The organism is Nocardiopsis sp. TRM 82005 (assembly GCF_056312425.1).
In genome coordinates this window covers 45982-63308 of sequence record NZ_JBWDTQ010000012.1, presented here as the reverse complement: position 1 = coordinate 63308, position 17327 = coordinate 45982, and the positions used below count along the sequence as shown (strand labels likewise).

The 17327-nt window shown below is 72.6% G+C and carries 14 protein-coding genes and 1 pseudogene; 8 read left to right on the top strand and 7 right to left on the bottom strand.

The features are described from left to right. Positions 1–249: 249 nt before the first annotated feature. Positions 250–1434 (top strand): alcohol dehydrogenase catalytic domain-containing protein, encoded by a 1185-nt coding sequence (locus AC0T5L_RS09545; protein ID WP_476165040.1) that lies wholly within the window; start codon positions 250–252, stop codon positions 1432–1434. A gap of 141 nt (positions 1435–1575) precedes the next feature. On the opposite strand, the gene AC0T5L_RS09540 is transcribed toward AC0T5L_RS09545, so the two are convergent. Continuing rightward, positions 1576–2580 carry an iron-siderophore ABC transporter substrate-binding protein gene (locus tag AC0T5L_RS09540; RefSeq protein WP_476165039.1) on the bottom strand — a complete coding sequence of 335 codons (1005 nt, stop codon included), beginning with the start codon at positions 2578–2580 and terminating at the stop codon, positions 1576–1578. Positions 2581–2826: 246 nt separating this feature from the next. Beyond that, positions 2827–3597, bottom strand: a complete 771-nt coding sequence (locus AC0T5L_RS09535; RefSeq protein ID WP_476165161.1) for a siderophore-interacting protein — start codon at positions 3595–3597, stop codon at positions 2827–2829. Positions 3598–3866: 269 nt separating this feature from the next. On the opposite strand from AC0T5L_RS09535, the gene AC0T5L_RS09530 reads away from it, so the two are divergent. Together AC0T5L_RS09530 and AC0T5L_RS09525 are read left to right on the top strand one after the other, a co-directional pair. Further along, positions 3867–5627, top strand: coding sequence for an ABC transporter ATP-binding protein (locus AC0T5L_RS09530; protein WP_476165038.1), 1761 nt, complete (start codon positions 3867–3869; stop codon positions 5625–5627). After that, complete coding sequence (locus tag AC0T5L_RS09525; protein ID WP_476165037.1) at positions 5624–7426, top strand: ABC transporter ATP-binding protein; 1803 nt, start codon at positions 5624–5626, stop codon at positions 7424–7426. The genes AC0T5L_RS09530 and AC0T5L_RS09525 overlap by 4 nt, the downstream gene beginning before the upstream one ends. Before the next feature lie 66 nt (positions 7427–7492). Here the strand turns inward: AC0T5L_RS09525 and AC0T5L_RS09520 are convergent, their stop codons facing one another. Continuing rightward, a complete protein-coding gene (locus AC0T5L_RS09520) occupies positions 7493–8290 on the bottom strand; it encodes a siderophore-interacting protein (RefSeq protein ID WP_476165036.1) in 798 nt (265 codons plus the stop codon). Positions 8291–8888: 598 nt separating this feature from the next. On the opposite strand from AC0T5L_RS09520, the gene AC0T5L_RS09515 reads away from it, so the two are divergent. Next, positions 8889–9260 (top strand): VOC family protein, encoded by a 372-nt coding sequence (locus AC0T5L_RS09515; protein WP_476165035.1) that lies wholly within the window; start codon positions 8889–8891, stop codon positions 9258–9260. A gap of 119 nt (positions 9261–9379) precedes the next feature. Beyond that, a pseudogene (locus AC0T5L_RS09510) lies at positions 9380–9625 on the top strand (leucine zipper domain-containing protein); the annotation flags it as partial. 260 nt (positions 9626–9885) lie between these two features. Here AC0T5L_RS09510 and AC0T5L_RS09505 read toward each other — a convergent pair. Further along, a complete protein-coding gene (locus AC0T5L_RS09505) occupies positions 9886–10785 on the bottom strand; it encodes a helix-turn-helix domain-containing GNAT family N-acetyltransferase (RefSeq protein WP_476165034.1) in 900 nt (299 codons plus the stop codon). A 93-nt stretch (positions 10786–10878) separates the two neighbouring features. Here AC0T5L_RS09505 and AC0T5L_RS09500 point away from each other — a divergent pair, with 93 nt between their 5' ends. The 3 genes from AC0T5L_RS09500 to AC0T5L_RS09490 all read left to right on the top strand — a co-directional run bounded on the left by AC0T5L_RS09500 (position 10879) and on the right by AC0T5L_RS09490 (position 14628). Continuing rightward, positions 10879–12273, top strand: a complete 1395-nt coding sequence (locus tag AC0T5L_RS09500) for an NAD(P)-binding domain-containing protein (protein ID WP_476165033.1) — start codon at positions 10879–10881, stop codon at positions 12271–12273. Next, positions 12270–13514 (top strand): MFS transporter, encoded by a 1245-nt coding sequence (locus AC0T5L_RS09495; RefSeq protein WP_476165032.1) that lies wholly within the window; start codon positions 12270–12272, stop codon positions 13512–13514. Before AC0T5L_RS09500 ends, AC0T5L_RS09495 begins: the two co-directional genes overlap by 4 nt. Positions 13515–13578: 64 nt before the next feature. Further along, positions 13579–14628: a flavin-containing monooxygenase gene (locus AC0T5L_RS09490; RefSeq protein ID WP_476165031.1), complete on the top strand. Its 1050-nt coding sequence runs from the start codon at positions 13579–13581 to the stop codon at positions 14626–14628. 84 nt (positions 14629–14712) lie between these two features. Here the strand turns inward: AC0T5L_RS09490 and AC0T5L_RS09485 are convergent, their stop codons facing one another. The 3 genes from AC0T5L_RS09485 to AC0T5L_RS09475 all read right to left on the bottom strand — a co-directional run bounded on the left by AC0T5L_RS09485 (position 14713) and on the right by AC0T5L_RS09475 (position 17257). Further along, positions 14713–15786 (bottom strand): ArsO family NAD(P)H-dependent flavin-containing monooxygenase, encoded by a 1074-nt coding sequence (locus AC0T5L_RS09485; RefSeq protein ID WP_476165030.1) that lies wholly within the window; start codon positions 15784–15786, stop codon positions 14713–14715. A 77-nt stretch (positions 15787–15863) separates the two neighbouring features. Next, complete coding sequence (gene arsB, locus AC0T5L_RS09480; RefSeq protein WP_476165029.1) at positions 15864–16946, bottom strand: ACR3 family arsenite efflux transporter; 1083 nt, start codon at positions 16944–16946, stop codon at positions 15864–15866. Continuing rightward, on the bottom strand, positions 16946–17257 hold the full coding sequence (locus tag AC0T5L_RS09475) for an ArsR/SmtB family transcription factor (RefSeq protein WP_476165028.1): 312 nt from the start codon (positions 17255–17257) through the stop codon (positions 16946–16948). Before AC0T5L_RS09475 ends, arsB begins: the two co-directional genes overlap by 1 nt. Positions 17258–17327: the final 70 nt, after the last annotated feature.

The window sequence follows — 17327 nt, the reverse complement described above, 5'->3', positions numbered from 1 at the left end:
CACGCGGTCGGCTTGCCTGACAGCCGGGGCCGACCAGGTGCTCCGCGGACGACCGCCGTGACGCGGGACCGGGGCGGACAGTGGATGCCCGATACCCACCGTAGCCAAACCCGGCCGTTCTTGCCCGGGAGCCGCGGGCTCGTTTTTCGCGATGCGGCCGGGGTAGTGGGCGAAAGCGGCCCCGGAGGGCAGCGCGCTCCCAGGGGCTGGACACGGCCGACCATGACCAGCGTGACATCAGGGGGAATCATGAGGGCAGTGGTGTGGAACGGTACGAGGGACGTCAACACCGTGAACGTCCCCGACCCCCGAATCGAGGAACCCGGGGACGCGGTCATCCGGGTCACCAGCTCGGGCCTGTGCGGATCGGACCTGCACCTGTACGAGGTGCTCGGCCCCTTCATGAACCCGGGAGACGTACTCGGGCACGAACCCATGGGCGTGGTCGAGGAGGTCGGCAGCGGCGTGACCTCCCTCGTCCCCGGCCAGCGGGTCGTCGTCCCCTTCCAGATCTCCTGTGGCGAGTGCGTCATGTGCCGGAGCGGACTACAGAGCCAGTGCGAGAACACCCAGGTGAAGGATCAGGACATGGGTGCGGCACTCTTCGGCTACAGCAAGCTCTACGGCTCGGTGCCCGGCGGGCAGGCCGAGTACCTGCGGGTCCCGCGCGCCGACAACACCGCGATCCCCGTCCCCCCCGAGGGGCCCGACGACCGCTACGTGTACCTCTCCGACGTGCTGCCGACCGCCTGGCAGGCCGTTCGCTACGCCGACGTGCCCAAGGGCGGGTCGGTGGCGGTGCTGGGCCTGGGTCCGATCGGTGACATGTGCTGTCGGGTCGCCCGGCACCTGGGCGCGGAACAGGTGTTCGGCGTGGATCCGGTGCCCGAGCGGCGCGCGCGTGCCGCCTCCCGCGGAGCGGAGGTCTTCGACTCCTCCGAGGGCACCGACGACCTGGTCCAGGAGATCCGCGACCGTACTGAGGGACGCGGCCCGGACGCGGTCATCGACGCGGTCGGGATGGAGGCGTCGGGGCACGGTTCGGCCAAGTTCGCCCAGCGGCTGGCCTCGTTCTTGCCCAAGGGCACCGCGGCCAAGATGATGGAGACGGCGGGTGTGGACCGGTTGACCGCCCTACAGACCGCCATCGACATGGTGCGGCGCGGCGGGACCGTGTCGCTGATCGGTGTCTACGGGGGCATGGCCGACCCGATGCCGATGCTGACGCTCTTCGACAAGCAGATCCAGCTGCGGATGGGGCAGGCCAACGTGCGCCACTGGGCGCCGGAGATCCTGCCGCTGCTGGACGACGCCGACCGCTTGGGTGTGGAGGACTTCGCCACCCACCACCTGTCCCTGGACGAGGCGCCGCACGCCTACGAGAAGTTCCAGAAGAAGGAGGACGGCGTGTTCAAGGTGCTCTTTCGCCCCTGACCGTCCCGGAGGCGGGCCGCCGGGGGAAGGAAAGCGTTCACCGGGCCGGGTCCTCGTGGATACGGGCGAGGCCGCCGCCCGGGAAACGGCGCGGGCCCCGCGGAGCAGGCGCTCCACGGGGCCCGTCCTCCGTCCGAGGCCTCAGTTCTCCAGGGCCTCCTGGATCAGCGGGACGATCCCGTCCAGCGCGTAGGAGGTGCCCAGGGCCGAGCCGCTGGAGAAGGCGTTGGCCAGCTCCGTGTCGTCCAGGATGATCATGCGGCCGTCCTCGGCGGAGGGGACGCTCTGTAGGACCGGGTCCTCGTGCAGGAACTCCGCGGTGCCGCCGATGGGGAAGACGACGGTCAGGTCCGCGTCCAGGACCTCGACCATTTCCGGGCTCAGGTCCGCGTAGAACGCGCCGTCGGCCATGTCCACGACCTCGGACTTGTACTGGAACCCGAGGTCCTGGAGCAGGTCCACCCGTGAGTCGCCGGGGACGTAGGCGCCGTACTGGCCGTCGTAGTACGCGCCGACCGCGATGGTCGTGTCCGCGAACTCGGGGTTGTCCGCGCTGATCCGGGCGAAGCGGTCCTCCAGCTCCCCGATGACCTCCCCGCCCCGCTCCTCCTCGCCGAGCACCTGGGCGACCTGGCGGGTCTGCTCCTGCCAGGTGGTGCCGTAGGTGACCTCCACACCGGGCGGCGGGCCGACCACCGGGGCCACCGGAGACAGCAGGTCGTGGCGCTCCTGGCTGTTGTCGGAGCGGGTGTCGAGGATGACGTCGGGCTCCAGGGAGGCGGTCGCCTCCAGGTTCGGTTCCATGGTGCCGAGCTTGACCGGCTCCTCATCGAGCAGGTCGGCGGCCCAGGGGCCCACGCCCGTGCCGCCGTAGCCCTGCCAGTCGGCCACACCGACCGGCTGCACGCCCAGCGCGAGCGCGGTCTCGGCGTCGGACCAGCCCAGGGCGGCGACGTTGACGGGCCTGTCCTGGATCTCCACGTCGCCGTACAGGGTCTCGACGGTGACCGGGAAGCCCGCGGCGGTCTCGCCGTCCGAACCGCCCTGTCCGGAGTCGGTGGTCTGGCCGCCGCAGGCGGCGAGCAGCAGGAGGGACAGCGCACCGGCGGCGATCGAGCCGCCGCGGGTCAGCGGACCGCGGTTCATGGGGCCTCATTCGGTCGGGGTGATGAGCTTAGCCTTGCCTAAGCAAGAGCCATAGTGGGGGAGTCGGCGGAGTTGTGCAAGCCCGGGCGGAGGTGGTGCGGGTGCTTCCAGAGCGCCCGCTTGCGGATATTCATGGCACTTCTTCGCCGGTAGGCGGTGACCTGCGAGGAAATGTGGAGTGGCAAGGGTCACGCGTGCGCGAAGTGGGCGGCCGGGGCGCAGGAGTGCGGTCGCGCCGCCGCGTTCCTACGGGTAGGCCTCCACGCCGTGGCGCCAGTAGCCGATGAAGGCGATGTCGTCCTTGGGTATGCCGTGTTCGCGTACCAGGGTGCGGCGTAGTCCGGTGGGTAGGGCGTTCTCTCCGGCCACGAAGCAGTAGGGGCGTCCCTTGGGCAGTTCGGCCTGGCTCGCGGTCCTCAGGGCCAGTTGTCCGGGTACCGCGTGGGGGTCGGTGCGGGGCAGCCAGCGCACCTCCACCCCGGCAGGGGCCCGCACCGGGCGGACGTCGTCGGCGGAGGGCACTTCCAGAAGCGCCTGTCCCCTCAGGTCCTCGGGGGCCTGTTCGAGGATGGAGAGCAGGGCGGGCACGGCGCTCTCGTCGCCCACCAGCAGCTGCCAGTCGGTGCCCTCCGGCGGCGTGTAATAGGCCCCCTCCGGATACAGCCCCAGCTCGTCGCCCTCACGGGCGCCCAACGCCCACACCGAGGCGGGGCCGGCGTCCCCGTGCGCGACGAACTCGATGTCCATCTCCGGTGTCTCTGGGTCGAAGCGGCGGACGGTGTAGTTGCGCACATGCGGGCGCAGGTCGTCGGGCATGGCGCGGAACTCGGCCACCCACCCGTCGTCCTCGGTGGCGGCGGGCATGTGCAGCCTGTCCTGGCCCGGCCTGGCGAAGAAGATCCTCGTGCACTGGTCCCGGCCCAGGAACTCGAACTCGGCCAGCTCCGCACCGGTGAGCGTCACCGTGAGGAAGTGGTCGGTGGTGCGCTCGGTGCGCGCCACCCTGGCCCGGATCATGGTGCGGTGGCTCGGGTGCTTGATGCGCAAGGCGGCGGCTCCTTCGGTCGGTCCTGGTCTGCTGGTCCCGCGGTCCCCGGAGGCGGTGTTCGCCACCAGGCCTGGAAAGGTTAGCCTAACCAAGGTCAGTGTGACGTGTGCAAGCCCGGGTGGGGGAACCTCCGCCGGCCCCAGCTAGCCTGGCCCGGGGCACGACACGGTAGGAGAGAACATCGGATGAGTACACGTCTGCATGAGGCAGAGCGCTCCGCGCCGAGGGGACGCGCCGCGTGAGCGCCGCCACCGGCACCCCCTCCACAGGGAAGCCCCGACCGGCCGCGGCCGCCCCGGCCGTCCCCGACAGCGTGCGCGCTCTGCGCGGACGCACCCTGCGGCGCAACCGCGCTCACGTCTCCCTCGGCGTGGTCCTGCTCTCCCTGCACCAGGTCGCCGAGGCCCTCGTCCCCGTCGCCATCGGCCTGACCATCGACTGGGCCGTCGTCCCCGGCGACGTGCGCGCCCTGACGGTGTGCGTCGCGGGCATGGCGGTGCTCTTCACCGTCCTTGCCCTGGCCTACCGCACCGGTTCGCGCTTCTCCCTGCGCGCCATGGAGAACGAGGCCCACCTGCTGCGCGTGGAGGCGGCCCGCCGCGCCCTGGATCCGCGCGGTGAGCGCAGCGGCCTGCGCGCGGGCGAGGTGTTGTCAGTGGCCACCTCCGACGCCGAACAGGCCGCCCAGTACGTGCGCGCCTGGTCCGCGGCCATCGCCGTCGTGGTCGCCATCGCCGTCGCCACCGTCGCCCTGCTGGCCGTCGACGTCCCCCTCGGCATCGGCGTGCTCGTCGGCGTCCCCCTGCTCATGCTCCTGTTGCGCTTTCCCGCCGCCCGCATCACCCGGCGCAGCGAGGCCAAGCAGGCAACCGCCGCCGGGGCCACGGCTCTGGCCACCGACCTGGTCAGCGGGCTGCGCGTCCTGATGGGCATCGGCGCGCGGCACAACGCCGCCGCCCGCTACCGCGCGGCCAGCGACCGTGCCCTGGAGGCCTCGGTCGGCGCCGCCGCCAGCAACGGCCTCTACCGGGGCCTGGTCACCGCCGCCAGCGCCGTCTTCCTCGCCTGCGTGGCGGGCACGGCCGGGTGGATGGCGCTCAACGGCCGCATCAGCGTCGGCGAGCTCGTCATCGTCATCGGCCTGGCCCAGTTCCTGGCCGAACCCGTCCAGGGCCTGGGCATGGTCGGTCAGCTGTTCGCCACCGCCCGTGCCTCCGCCCAGCGGCTGGTGCGCCTGCTCAACGCGCCCGACGCCGTCACCCCCGGCGACCGCGTCTGCGAGGGCGAACCGGTCGTAGCCCTGTCCGGGGTCGGCTACCGCACTCTGCGCGACGTGGACCTCGAACTCGCCCCGGGCGAGCTGGTGGGCGTCCTCACCACCGATCCCCGCGACGCCGAGGCACTGCTGGAGCTGCTCTCGGGCCGGGCCGGCCCCGAGCTGGCACAGGGCGCGCTCACGGTGGGCGGCACCCCCTTGCACGAGCTCAGCCTGGACGCCCTGCGCGGCACGGTCCTGGTGGAGGAGCACGGCGCGACCCTGTTCGAGGGCACCCTGGGCTCCAACCTGGCCAGCGGGGCCGGGGCGGACGAGGACCGGCTCCTGCGCGCCCTGCGGGCGGCCGCCGCCGAGGACCTGGTCAGCGGTCACCCCGACGGCCTGGACCGGCCGGTCGCCGACCGCGCCGCCAACCTCTCCGGCGGCCAGCGCCAGCGCGTGGCCCTGGCCCGCGCCCTGGTCGCCGACCCTCCCGTGCTGGTGCTGCACGACCCCACCACCGCCGTGGACGCGGTCACCGAGGAGGCCATCGCCCGGGGCGTGCTCGCGGCACGGGCGGAGCGGGTCCCTGCCGGAGCGACCCTGGTCGTGGCCAACAGCCCGGCGCTGCTGGCCCGCGCCGACCGCGTCGTGGTGCTGGCCGAAGGACGGGTCCACCGCACGGGAACGCACACGCGCCTGGTCGAAGAGGACCGGCACTACGGAGAGGCGGTACTGCGATGAGCACGTCTGTGGAGGCGTCCGCGGACGGGCACGGCGAGCTGCTCCCCACCGCCTCGACCCGTCGCACCTGGGCCGTGCTCGAAGACGGGGTACGCCGCGCCGGCTGGGGCGCTCCGCTGGCCCTGGCCACCGTGCTCGCGGGCAGCGCCGCCGGGCTGGTCGCCCCCTGGGTGCTGGGCCGGATGGTCGACGACATCTCCTTGGGCAGGGGACTGGAGACCGTGCTGTTCTCGGCCGTCCTGATCGCGGTGACGGGAGCGCTCGGCGGTCTGCTGGTGGGCGTGGGCAGCTGGCTGGTCAGCCGGGTGGGCGAGACCGTCCTGGCCCGCCTGCGCGAGCGCGTCATGGACCGCGTGCTACGCATGCCCGCCGCCCGCTTGGAACGGGTCCGTATCGGTGACCTGCTCTCCCGCGTCGGCGACGACGTCGCCGTGGTCACCACGAGCATCGCCCGCACCGGCCCCGACGTAGTCGTGGCCCTGGCCACCGTGCTGTTGACCGCTGTGGGCATGACCGCCCTGGACTGGCGTCTGGGACTGGCCGGGATGCTCTCCCTGCCGGTGTACGTGCTGGCGGTGCGCTGGTACCTGCCGCGCTCGGGCCCCTACTACGCCCGCGAACGGATCGCCATGGGCGAGCGCTCGCACGCGATGATGGGCGCCCTGCGCGGGCGGGGCACCGTGCGCGCCTACCGGTTGGAGGACGAGCACGAGGGCCGCGTCTCCGACCGGTCCCGCGACGCCATGGACATCACGGTCGCGGTGTTCCGGCTGTTCACCCGGTTCGGCTCCCGGCTCAACGGCGCCGAGTGCGTCGGACTGACCGCGGTGCTGGTGACCGGGTTCTGGCTGGTGCGCGGCGAGCTGGCCACCGTCGGCATGGTCACCGCCGCCGCCCTGTACTTCCACCGCCTGTTCGGCCCGATGATATTCCTGGTCATGAACTTCAACGAGGTGCAGTCGGCCGGTGCGAGCCTGGCCCGCCTGGCAGGGGTGGCCGACCTGCCGGGGGAGGAGGACCCGGAGGCGGAGGAGGGGCCGGCGGGTTCCTCGGTGCGGGTCGAGAGGGTCACCCACTCCTATGGCACCGGCGGCCCGCCCGCCCTGGAGGAGGTGTCGCTGGAGGTCGCCCCGGGTGAGCGCGTGGCCCTGGTCGGGGCCAGCGGCGCGGGCAAGACCACCCTGGCCGCCCTGGTCAGCGGACTGCGCACGCCCACCTCCGGGACCGTGTACCTGGGCGGGATCCCCCTGGACGAGCTGGGGGAGCGTCGGGTGCGCGAACACGTCTTCCTCATCAGCCAGGAGACCCACGTGTTCGCCGGAACCCTGATGGAGGACCTGCGCCTGGCTCGGGCCGGAGCCGCCGTGGCCGAGGCGGAGGCCGCTCTGGAGGCGGTCGGCGCCCTGGAGTGGGTGCGCGCCCTGCCCGGCGGTCTGGAGACGGTGGTCGGCGAGGGCGGGTACGCCCTGACCGCCGAGCAGGCCCAGCACCTGGCCCTGGCCCGGCTGGTACTGGCGGACCCGGACGTGGCCGTCCTGGACGAGGCCACCGCCGAGGCGGGCAGCTCGGGCGCCCGGCGCCTGGAGCGGGCCGCCGCCGCGGCCACGGCCGGACGAACGACCCTGGTGGTGGCGCACCGGCTGACCCAGGCCGAAACGGCCGACCGGGTCGTGGTCATGGACCGGGGTCGGGTCGTCGAGCAGGGCGCGCACGCCGACCTGGTCGCCGCCGGAGGCCGCTACGCGCTCCTGTGGCGCAGTTGGCAGGGCGCGCCGGACGACGACGAACTCGTGCGCTGACCGGCGGGTCCGTCCCGGTTCCAGGAGGGGAGGCCCGTGCCGGAGGGCGACGGGCCCGGGGACGGCTCAGTCCATGGCGGCCCTGCCGTGGCGCCAGTAGCCGATGAAGGCGATGTCGTCCTTGGGTATGCCGTGTTCGCGTACCAGGGTGCGGCGTAGTCCGGTGGGTAGGGCGTTCTCTCCGGCCACGAAGCAGTAGGGGCGTCCCTTGGGCAGTTCGGCCTGGCTCGCGGTCCTCAGGGCCAGTTGTCCGGGTACCGCGTGGGGGTCGGTGCGGGGCAGCCAGCGCACCTCCACCCCGGCAGGGGCCCGCACTGGGCGGACGTCGTCGGCGGAGGGCACTTCCAGAAGCGCCTGTCCCCTCAGGTCCTCGGGGGCCTGTTCGAGGATGGAGAGCAGGGCGGGCACGGCGCTCTCGTCGCCCACCAGCAGCTGCCAGTCGGTGCCCTCGGAGGGCAGGTAGCACACGCCGTCGACGAGCAGTCCGACCTCGTCGCCGGAGACGGCTCGGGAGGCCCAGGCCGAGGCGGGGCCGGCGTCCCCGTGGTCGACGAACTCGATGTCCATCTCCAGCGCGTCGGCGTCGAACCGCCGGATCGAGTAGCTGCGCACGTGCGGCTGACGGCTCGGGGGCATCGCGTAGAGCTGCTCCACCCACCGTTTGTCGGCGTCCGTGGGCATGTGCAGTCGGCCCTGCCCCTCACGGGGGAGGAAGAGGCGCACGAACTGGTCCCGGCCGAGGAAGTCGAAGTCGGCCAGCTCCGCGCCGCCCAGGGTCACGGTGACGAAGTGCTTGCTCAGGCGCTCGGCCCGCACCACGCGGGTACGGATCATCGCGCGGCGGCCGGGCTGTTCGATACGCACGGGACCTCTTTCTTCCTCACCTGGACATACGGGCGGAAAACGCCCTGAGGTGAGGTTAGCCTCACCAACGCCGTTCCGTCGAAGCGGTGACGTGCGGAGCTTGCGCCCCTCCTGGTTTCTCGGGAGATCCCGCTCTGTGCCCGTCGGAAGAAAGCGCGTTCTGATACGCACTGCTTCCAGCGCGTTACCGCGATCGGCTGCGGTGCGTGGGCCGTACGCCGACGGGAGTGGCCCCCGCTCCACGGCCTCACCAATCCCGCCGACTGAGAGGGCCCCGACGAACGCACCGACGGCACCACCCCTCAGAGCCCTGGCGGCCACTGGCGGACCGGTCCTCACGGCGGCTTCCCTGGTCGTCCCTTGGCCGCGCAGGCGTCGCATGCGGATGCCAACGGCCGTCGTGCGTTCCTCGATACCCCAGAAGTAGATCTACACCGTAAAGGCAGTAGTTGTTCTTCTTGTTCCAGAGGGAGGAACGTACCCCCGATGCCATGTGGACCGATACAAGAAGCATCCGGCGAGCGCCCGGAACCAGAACGGCGGTGTCCCCGGGTCGGGGCGGACCCGGATTGTCGTACCCGCGGCGGACGATCGGCGCATGACACAGGGATCACACAGGCACCACGCCATCGACTACCTGGAGCTCACGGTCACCGACCTGGACCAGGCGCGGAGCTTCTACTCCGAGGCCTTCGGATGGCGGTTCAACGACTACGGGCCGCAGTACACGGGGATCCAGAACCCGCGGAGCGCGGACGCACCCGAGGTGGGCGGCCTCGCCCTGGGCGAGCAGGTGCGGCCGGGCGGCCCCTTCGTGCTGCTGTACTCCACCGACCTGGACCGGTCCGCCGAGGCCGTGGAGGCCGCGGGCGGGCGCGTGGTGAAGGGCCCCTACGCCTTCCCGGGCGGGCGCCGCTTCCACTTCACCGACCCCAGCGGCAACGAACTGGGTGTCTGGGCCGAGGACTAGCTGTACTGACCACGGAGGTTAGGAACACCCGCCCCGCCTGACACACGTAAAGAGGGCCTTCGGTATCGGTGTGGATTGCGAGATCTGCACCGACCACCGGAAGGCCCTCGATGGCTCACATTACCCATGCCAACGCCAAACTCACGCCCGCAGGGCACCTGGCCCTGGCCCGCTGCGTGGTCGAGGACGGCTGGCCGTTGCGACGGGCCGCCGAACGCTTCCAGGTAGCGGTCACCACCGCCCATCGGTGGGCCAGCCGCTACCGCGCCCTGGGGCAGGCCGGGATGGTCGACGCCTCCAGCCGCCCGGCCCGCTCACCCCGGCGTACCCCCACCCAACGCGAGCGCCGGGTGGTCAAGCTGCGCTAATTCCTCACCGAGCCTGGTCTGGGCTACCGGTGCCGGCCGGAGGGGGCGGGCGGGGCGGTGGACTCCGGCGGCTGAGCGGGTGGGGGCTGAGCACCGATACCAGGAAGCCCGGCGACCTCGCGTGCCTCACGCGTCCCGGCCCGGGTCAACGCCCCCGTCGACCGGAGACCGCGCGACCTGGTCCGTTGGACCAAACCGCCCCGGCTGACGGTGTGGGCCCTCGCTGCTCCTGGTCGGCGGGGAGGGCCCGCTCCCGGTCAGGGCCGCGGGGCCTCCCCGGGACCACAGCCGCAGGCGGCGTCCTCCTCCGCGGCCGGGCTTCGCCGCTCCAGCAGGACCGTGTCCCGCCACCGGCCGTCCAGGCGGGCGATGCGCTCGCGCACGCCCACGGTCCGGTATCCGGCGGAGTGGTGCAGGGCCAGGCTGGCCTTGTTCTCGGGGAAGACCGAGTTCTGTAGCATCCACAGCCCTCCCGCGTCGGCCTCAGTGACCTGCCGGTGGACCAGAGCCTTGCCCACGCCCCGGCCCCGGGCGTCCTGGGCCACGTGGACCGACGTCTCGGCGACACCGGAGTAGGCCTTGTGGGGGGAGACCGGGGCGGCGGCGGCCCATCCCACCACCCGCCCCTCGTGCTCGGCGACCCACCGGTGCCCGGGAAGCCACCTGGCGAGCAGGTCCTCGGCCTCGGGTACCTCGGTCTCGAAGGCGGCTTCGCCGGTGGCGATGCCCTCGGCGTAGACGCGGCGCACCTCGGGCAGGTCGTCCTCGCCCATGGCGCGCACGGTCACGTCGTCGGGCAGGTCGGTGGGGCAGCACGGACGCGCGGAGAGCAGTCCCATGACGGCGTCGGCGGCGTGCGGCAGGCCCGTGCAGCAGGCCGGGTTGATGGCGACGCGGGTGGAGGTGCCCGCTCGGGTCAGGGTCACGAAGCCGACTTCGGAGAGCTTGCGCAGGTGGTGGGAGGCGGTCGGCTGGCGGATCCCCACCGCTCGGGCGAGTTCGCCCACGCTGATCGCTCCCGGATAGGCGGCGACGGTGTGCAGCAGGCGCACGCGCATCGGCTCGGCCAGGCAGGCGAACCAGGCGGCGTAGGTCTCGGCCTCCCGTGCGGGGAGCGTTTCGGGTACGGGTGCTGGGGCGGAGCTCGTCGTGGCCATGCCCCTATTATCAGCGACGATCTATATCGATGGAAGTCGATGTTGCATTCATCGACCAGTGTCTATATGGTTCTGATTTATAGACGTCAATCGATGAAGGGGTGCGTCATGGTGGAAGAGCGTCCGGTCGTGGTGATCGGAGCCGGCCCTTCGGGGCTGGCCGCGGCGGCGGAGCTGACCGAGCGCGGACTGCCCGCCCTGGTCCTGGAGAGGGGGACCGCCGCGGGGGCGGCCGTCAGCGAATGGGGCCACGTGCGCCTGTTCTCCATGTGGCGCGACCTGGTCGACCCGGCAGCGGAGAAGCTGCTCGCCGCCAGCGGGTGGCGGCGCCCCGCCGACGAGGGCTGTCCGACCGGCCAGGAGTGGGTCGAGTCCTACCTGGCCCCGCTCGCCGAGGCCCTCGGCGAGCGGGTCCGCTTCGACGCAGAGGTCACCGGCGTCAGCCGCCGGGGCCGGGACCGGGTGGTCGACGCCGGGCGCGGCGAACAGCCCCTCACCGTGCGGGTGCGCGGCGCGCACGGGGAGGAGCGGATCCTGGCCCGCGCGGTCGTGGACGCCTCCGGTACCTGGGGCTCGCCCAACCCGGCGGGCGGGGACGGCCTGCCCGCGCTGGGCGAGAGCGCCGCCGGAGAGCGGATCTCCTACCGTGTTCCCGACCTGAGCGTCGAAGGCACCCGTATCCGCTACGCCGGACGCACCACGGCCGTTGCCGGGAGCGGGCACTCGGCTCTGACCGCGCTGGTGGCCCTGGCCGCTCTGGCCGAGGAGGACCCGGGCACCAAGGTGGTGTGGGTACTGCGCCGCGGCGGGATCGGCGACTCCTTCGGCGGGGGAGCGGGTGACCAGCTCGCCGCACGCGGCGCACTCGGGCAGCGCGCCCGCGAGGCCGTCGAGGCTGGCCGCATCCGGGTGGTCACCGGGTTCCGCACCGCTGAGATCCGCTCGGAGGAGGGGCGCCTGGTGTTGGTGGACGAAGCTGGACGCGCGCTGGAGCCGGTGGACGAGGCCGTGGCCCTGACCGGGTTCCGCCCCGACCTGTCCGCGCTGTCGGAGATCCGCCTGGGCCTGGACACCACGTTGCAGGCGCCGGTGGAGCTCGCTCCGCTCATCGACCCCAACGTGCACTCCTGCGGCACCGTCTACCCGCACGGCGCGAAGGAGCTGTCCCACCCCGAGCCCGGTTTCTACCTGGCCGGGATGAAGTCCTACGGGCGCGCCCCGACCTTCCTGGCCCTGACCGGATACGAGCAGGTGCGCAGCATCGCCGCGCACCTGGCCGGCGACCACGAGGGCGCGGCCCGGGTGGAGCTGGTCCTGCCCGAGACCGGTGTCTGTAGCGGCGGGGGCCTGTCCGAGGAGCCGGACACGGCGGCCGGAAGCGGCGGCTGCTGCGACACCGCGCCCGAGCCCGCGGAGGAGTCCGCGGCGGTCGGCTGCTGCGGTGGCCCGGCCGTCTCCGAACCGGCCGAACCGCACCGAGTCTCGTGACACCTCCGCGCAGCCAGGTCTCCGACGCGCCCGCGCCCACTCCCGTGGCCGGTGCGCGCCGGGGCCTGGCGGCACTGTGCGCCACCGTCACCACCAGCTACGGGGTGCTGTTCTACGCGTTCCCCGTCCTGGCGCCGAGCATCACCGCCGATACCGGATGGCCTCTGACAACGGTGACCGCGCTGTTCTCCGCCTCCCAGGTCATGGCGGGGCTGGCGGGAATCCCGGTGGGGCGCTGGGTGCAGGCCCGGGGCCCGCGCCCGGCGATGACGGCGGCCGCCCTGGTCGCGGCTCCCGCCGTGGCGGCCATCGCCCTGGCACCGAACCTGTGGGCCTTCACCGCCACCTGGCTGGTGGCCGGGACGGCGATGTCCGGACTGTTCTACCCTCCGGCCTTCGCCGCCCTGACCCACTGGTACGGGAGGGGGAAGGTGCGTGCCCTGACCGTGCTGACCCTGGCCGCCGGCCTGGCCAGCACCGTCTTCGCTCCCCTGACCGCGGTCCTGGAGGAAGCGTGGGGATGGAGGAGCGCCTATCTGGTGCTCGCGGCCGTACTGCTCGCCGTGGTGGCGCCCCTGCACGCCTTCGCCCTACCTCAGAAACGGGGCCCCGGGAACGGCGGGCACCAGGACCATCGGGAACAGGACGTGCGCACCGTGGTGCACAGCCGCGCTTTCTGGGCTCTGACGACGGCCTTGGCCCTGGGGTCCTTCACCGTCTACGCGGTCGTGGTCAACATCGTCCCCCTGCTGGAGGGCCGGGGCTTCGGCACGACGGAAGCCGCCTGGGTCCTCGGCGTGGGCGGGGTGGGGCAGGTACTCGGTCGCCTGGTCTACGCGCCCCTGGAGCGGTGGACCGGCCCCGTGCTCCGTGCCGTGGCCGTAGTGGGCGCCTGCTCGGCGACCACCCTCCTCCTGACCCTGGTATCCGGCCCCTGGGGCCTGGTCCTGGCGATCGCGGTGCTGGCGGGTATGGCGCGTGGCATCCTCACCCTCCTCCAGGCCACCGCTGTCGCCGACCGGTGGGGGACGGGCCACTACGCGACCCTCAACGGCATCATGCACACCCCGCTCATGCTGGCCGTCGCGCTGGCACCTTGGGCGGGTGCCGCCCTGACCGGCCCGCTGGGCGGATACCCGGCGGCGTTCATGGCGCTGGGAGCGCTGGCGGCGCTCGGCGCGCTGACCGCCGCGGCCACCCGCACCGGGAACGGGCGAGTCCCCTCCGCCGGCCTTCCCTGAACATCTCCCCGGCGCACGTCCCCGTGCGACGGCTCCGCCTCCACACGAACAGAGGACCCCTGCCATGGAAGACGTCCCCCTCGCCGTCATCGGCGCCGGACAGGCCGGCCTGGCCACGGCCTGGGCCGCCAACCGCAGAGGTGTGCGGCCTCTCGTACTGGAGGCGGCCGACCAGCCGGGCGGATCGTGGCCGCACTACTACGACAGCCTGACCCTGTTCTCCCCCGCGCGCTTCTCCGCCCTTCCCGGGCTGGCCCTGCCCGGAGACCCGGACCGCTATCCGGCACGCGAGGAGATCGTGGACCATCTGCGCGACTACGCCTCCCGCCTGGACGCCGACATCCGCTGCGGCCGGCGTGTGGACCGGGTCGAGCGCGACGGGGACGGGTTCGTCCTCACCGTCGCCGACGGGTCCCGGGTCCGGGCCCCGTCGGTGGTCGCCGCCACCGGCGGCTTCGCCCGCCCGCACCGCCCGCCCCTGCCCGGCCTGGAGGACTTCACCGGCACCGTGCTGCACTCCGCCGAGTACCGTTCCCCCGCGCCCTTCGCCGACCAGCGCGTCGTGGTGGTCGGGGGCGGCAACTCCGGGGTGCAGATCGCCGCGGAACTCGCCGGCGGCGCCCGGGTCAGCCTGGCCACCAGAGAGCCCGTGGCCTGGGCGAACCAGCGGCCCCTGGGCCGGGACATCCACTGGTGGTTCGTGCGCAGCGGCCTGGACGCCGCACCGCTGCGCCGGGTGTGGGAGAAGGGGCCCACCCTGGTCAACGACGACGGCCGGTACCGGGCGGCGTTCGCCTCGGGCAACCCCGACCGGAGGGAGGTGTTCACCCGCCTGGAGGAGGACAAGGTCACCTGGGCCGACGGCACGGCGGAGAGGGTGGACACCGTCCTGCTCGCCACCGGCTACCGTCCCGACCTGGGCTACCTCGCCCCCACGGGCGCGCTGGACGCCCACGGCCGCCCGTCGCACCGGGAAGGGGTCTCCACCACAGTCCCCGGACTGGGCTACGTGGGACTGGAGTTCCAGCGCAGCTTCTCCTCGGCCACTCTGCGCGGGGTCGGTCGGGACGCGCGCCGCGTACTGCGGCGGCTCCTCGTCCGCTCCGGCCGATGACCGGCACGGCCCCGCCCCCGTCGGCACGGCACCGAAGGAAGGCGCACCGCGCGCAGCGGACGTGCCCTGGCCCGGCAACGGGCCCTACGCCTCCCGTGCGAGGGCGTCGGCGATCTCGGCGACCGTGGCCTTGGCGGTACGCCCGGCGCCGATGAGGGTGGCCGAGGCGGGGCCGGTCCAGTCGCCGTAGCCCAGCAGGAACAGCCGGGGCTCGCCCACCGCGCGGTTCCCGGCCAGCGCGATCCGGCCGCGGCCGTCCTCCAGGCCCAGCGGGGCGAGGTGGCCCAGCGCCGGCCGGAAGCCCGTGCACCACAGGACCGCGTCACAGTCCAGACCGATGCCGTCCGCCCAGACCACCCCGGTACGGGTGAGGCGGTCGAACATCGGCTCGGCCTTGAGCGCGCCGCGTTCGCGGGCCTCCCGCACGCTCGGCACGACCACGACGTCGCCCAGGTCACTGATGCCCGCCGACGCCTGGTCGCCGTCGCGCTCGGCCCGCTGGCGCCGGGTGGCGATGTCGAACAGGGCACGGCCGTCCACGTCGTCGGGCAGGAAGCGTGGAGGACGCAGCGTGGCCCAGGTGGTCTGCGCCACCAGGGAGAGCTCGGCGAGGATCTGTGCCGCGGAGTTGCCGCCGCCCACGACCACGACCCGCTGCCCGGCGAACTCCTCCGGGGACCGGTAGTCGACGGTGTGCTGCTGCCTGCCCGCGAACTCCTCCTGACCGGTGACCCGCGGGATGTGGGGCGCCCGCCAGGTGCCGGTGGCACTGACGACGTACCGGGCCCGCCACACGCCCCGGTCGGTGACCGCGCGCAGGGCCCCGTCCGCCCGTTCGATCCCCCTGACGCGGACCGGGCGGCGCACGGGTAGTCCGTAGCGGCGTTCGTACTCGGCCAGGTACCAGGCCACGTGCCGTGCGCTGGGGTACTCGTGTCCCTCCTCGGCTGGCATCCACCAGCCTGGCAGCATGCTGTGTCCGGCGGGGGAGAACAGCCGCAGCGAGTCCCAGTACTCCTCCCAGGATCCGCCGGGGCCGGCGCGCTCGTCCAGGATGACGAAGTCCAGGCCGGCCCGGCGCAGGAAGTACCCGGTGGCGAGTCCGGCCTGTCCTCCGCCGACGACCGCGACGTCGACCGTGTGTTCTTCCGTGGCCATCCCTGCTCTTTCCGCCGTGTTCTGGTGGGTCCGCGCACCGGAGCCGTGCGCGGATCCTCGTCCTCGTGTGAAGGCTCCTACCGCAGCTCTGGCGCGAACCGTTTGCGCCAGGCCAAGGAGACGTACACCAGGGCCACCAGTACCGGAACCTCGATCAGCGGTCCCACGACCCCGGCCAGCGCCTGGCCGGAGGTGACCCCGAAGGTGGCGATGGCCACCGCGATGGCGAGTTCGAAGTTGTTGCCCGCCGCGGTGAAGGCCAGCGTGGTGGTGCGGTCGTAGCCCATCCCGACCGCCTTGCCGAACGCGAACGTGCCGAACCACATGATCACGAAGTAGGCCAGCAGCGGGACGGCGATACGCGCCACGTCCAGGGGCTGGCTGGTGATCGTGCCGCCCTGTAGCGCGAACAGCAGGACGATGGTGAACAGCAGCCCGTACAGCGCCCACGGGCCGATCCGGGGCAGGAAGTGCCTCTCGTAGCGCTCGCGGCCCATCCGGCGCTCACCGAGCGTGCGGGTGGCGAACCCCGCGAGGAGCGGGACGCCGAGGAAGATCACCACGTTGAGGGCGATCAGCCACGGTGAGGCGTCCAGGCCGCCGGTGTCCAGACCCAGCCACCCGGGCAGCAGGTCCAGGTAGAACCAGCCCAGCAGGCCGAAGACCAGTACCTGGAAGACCGAGTTCAGCGCGACGAGCACGGCCGCGGCCTCACGGTCGCCGCAGGCCAGGTCGTTCCAGATGATGACCATCGCGATGCACCGGGCCAGGCCGACGATGATCAGCCCGGTGCGGTACTCGGGCAGGTCGGCCAGGAAGATCCAGGCCAGAGCGAACATCACCGCCGGGCCCGCGAGCCAGTTGACCAGCAGCGAGGAGATCAACAGCCGCCGGTCGCGGGTGACGGTGTCCAGCCGGTCGTAGCGGACCTTGGCCAGTACCGGGTACATCATCACCAGCAGGCCCAGGGCGATGGGCAGGGAGATCCCGCCGACCTCCAGTGCGGCCAGGGCCTCGTTCAGGCCGGGGACCAGGCGCCCAAGGCCAAGGCCGAGGGCCATGGCCAGCAGGATCCATACCGCCAGGAACCGGTCCAGCGTGGACAGCTTCGCCACCACGGAGGGGGCGGCGGCCCTGGTCGTCTCGTTGGGGGCGGCCATCAGCAGGGCCTCCTGTTGTCGCGGGCACCGGTGGAGCGGGCGGTACTGGCCAGGTCGGCGAGAGCTGCGGACAGCGACTCCAGGGCCTGGGGACGCAGCCGGTAGTAGGTGAATCGGCCACAGGGCTCGGTCTCCACCACCCCGGCCTCGCGCAGGATGCGCAGGTGGTTGGACAGGTTGGTCTGGCGCGCACCGGTCTCGTTCATCAGGTGCGTCGTACACAGGGTCTCGTGGGCCAGCAGGGTCACGATCCGCAGTCTGAGCGGGTCGGCCACCGCCTTTATCGCATCAGAATCGACTGACATCAGCATGGGCTGATACTATCGCATCATTCTTTGCTGATGTGAAGTGAACGGCCCGCCCCCTGTCGAGGAAGTCCCA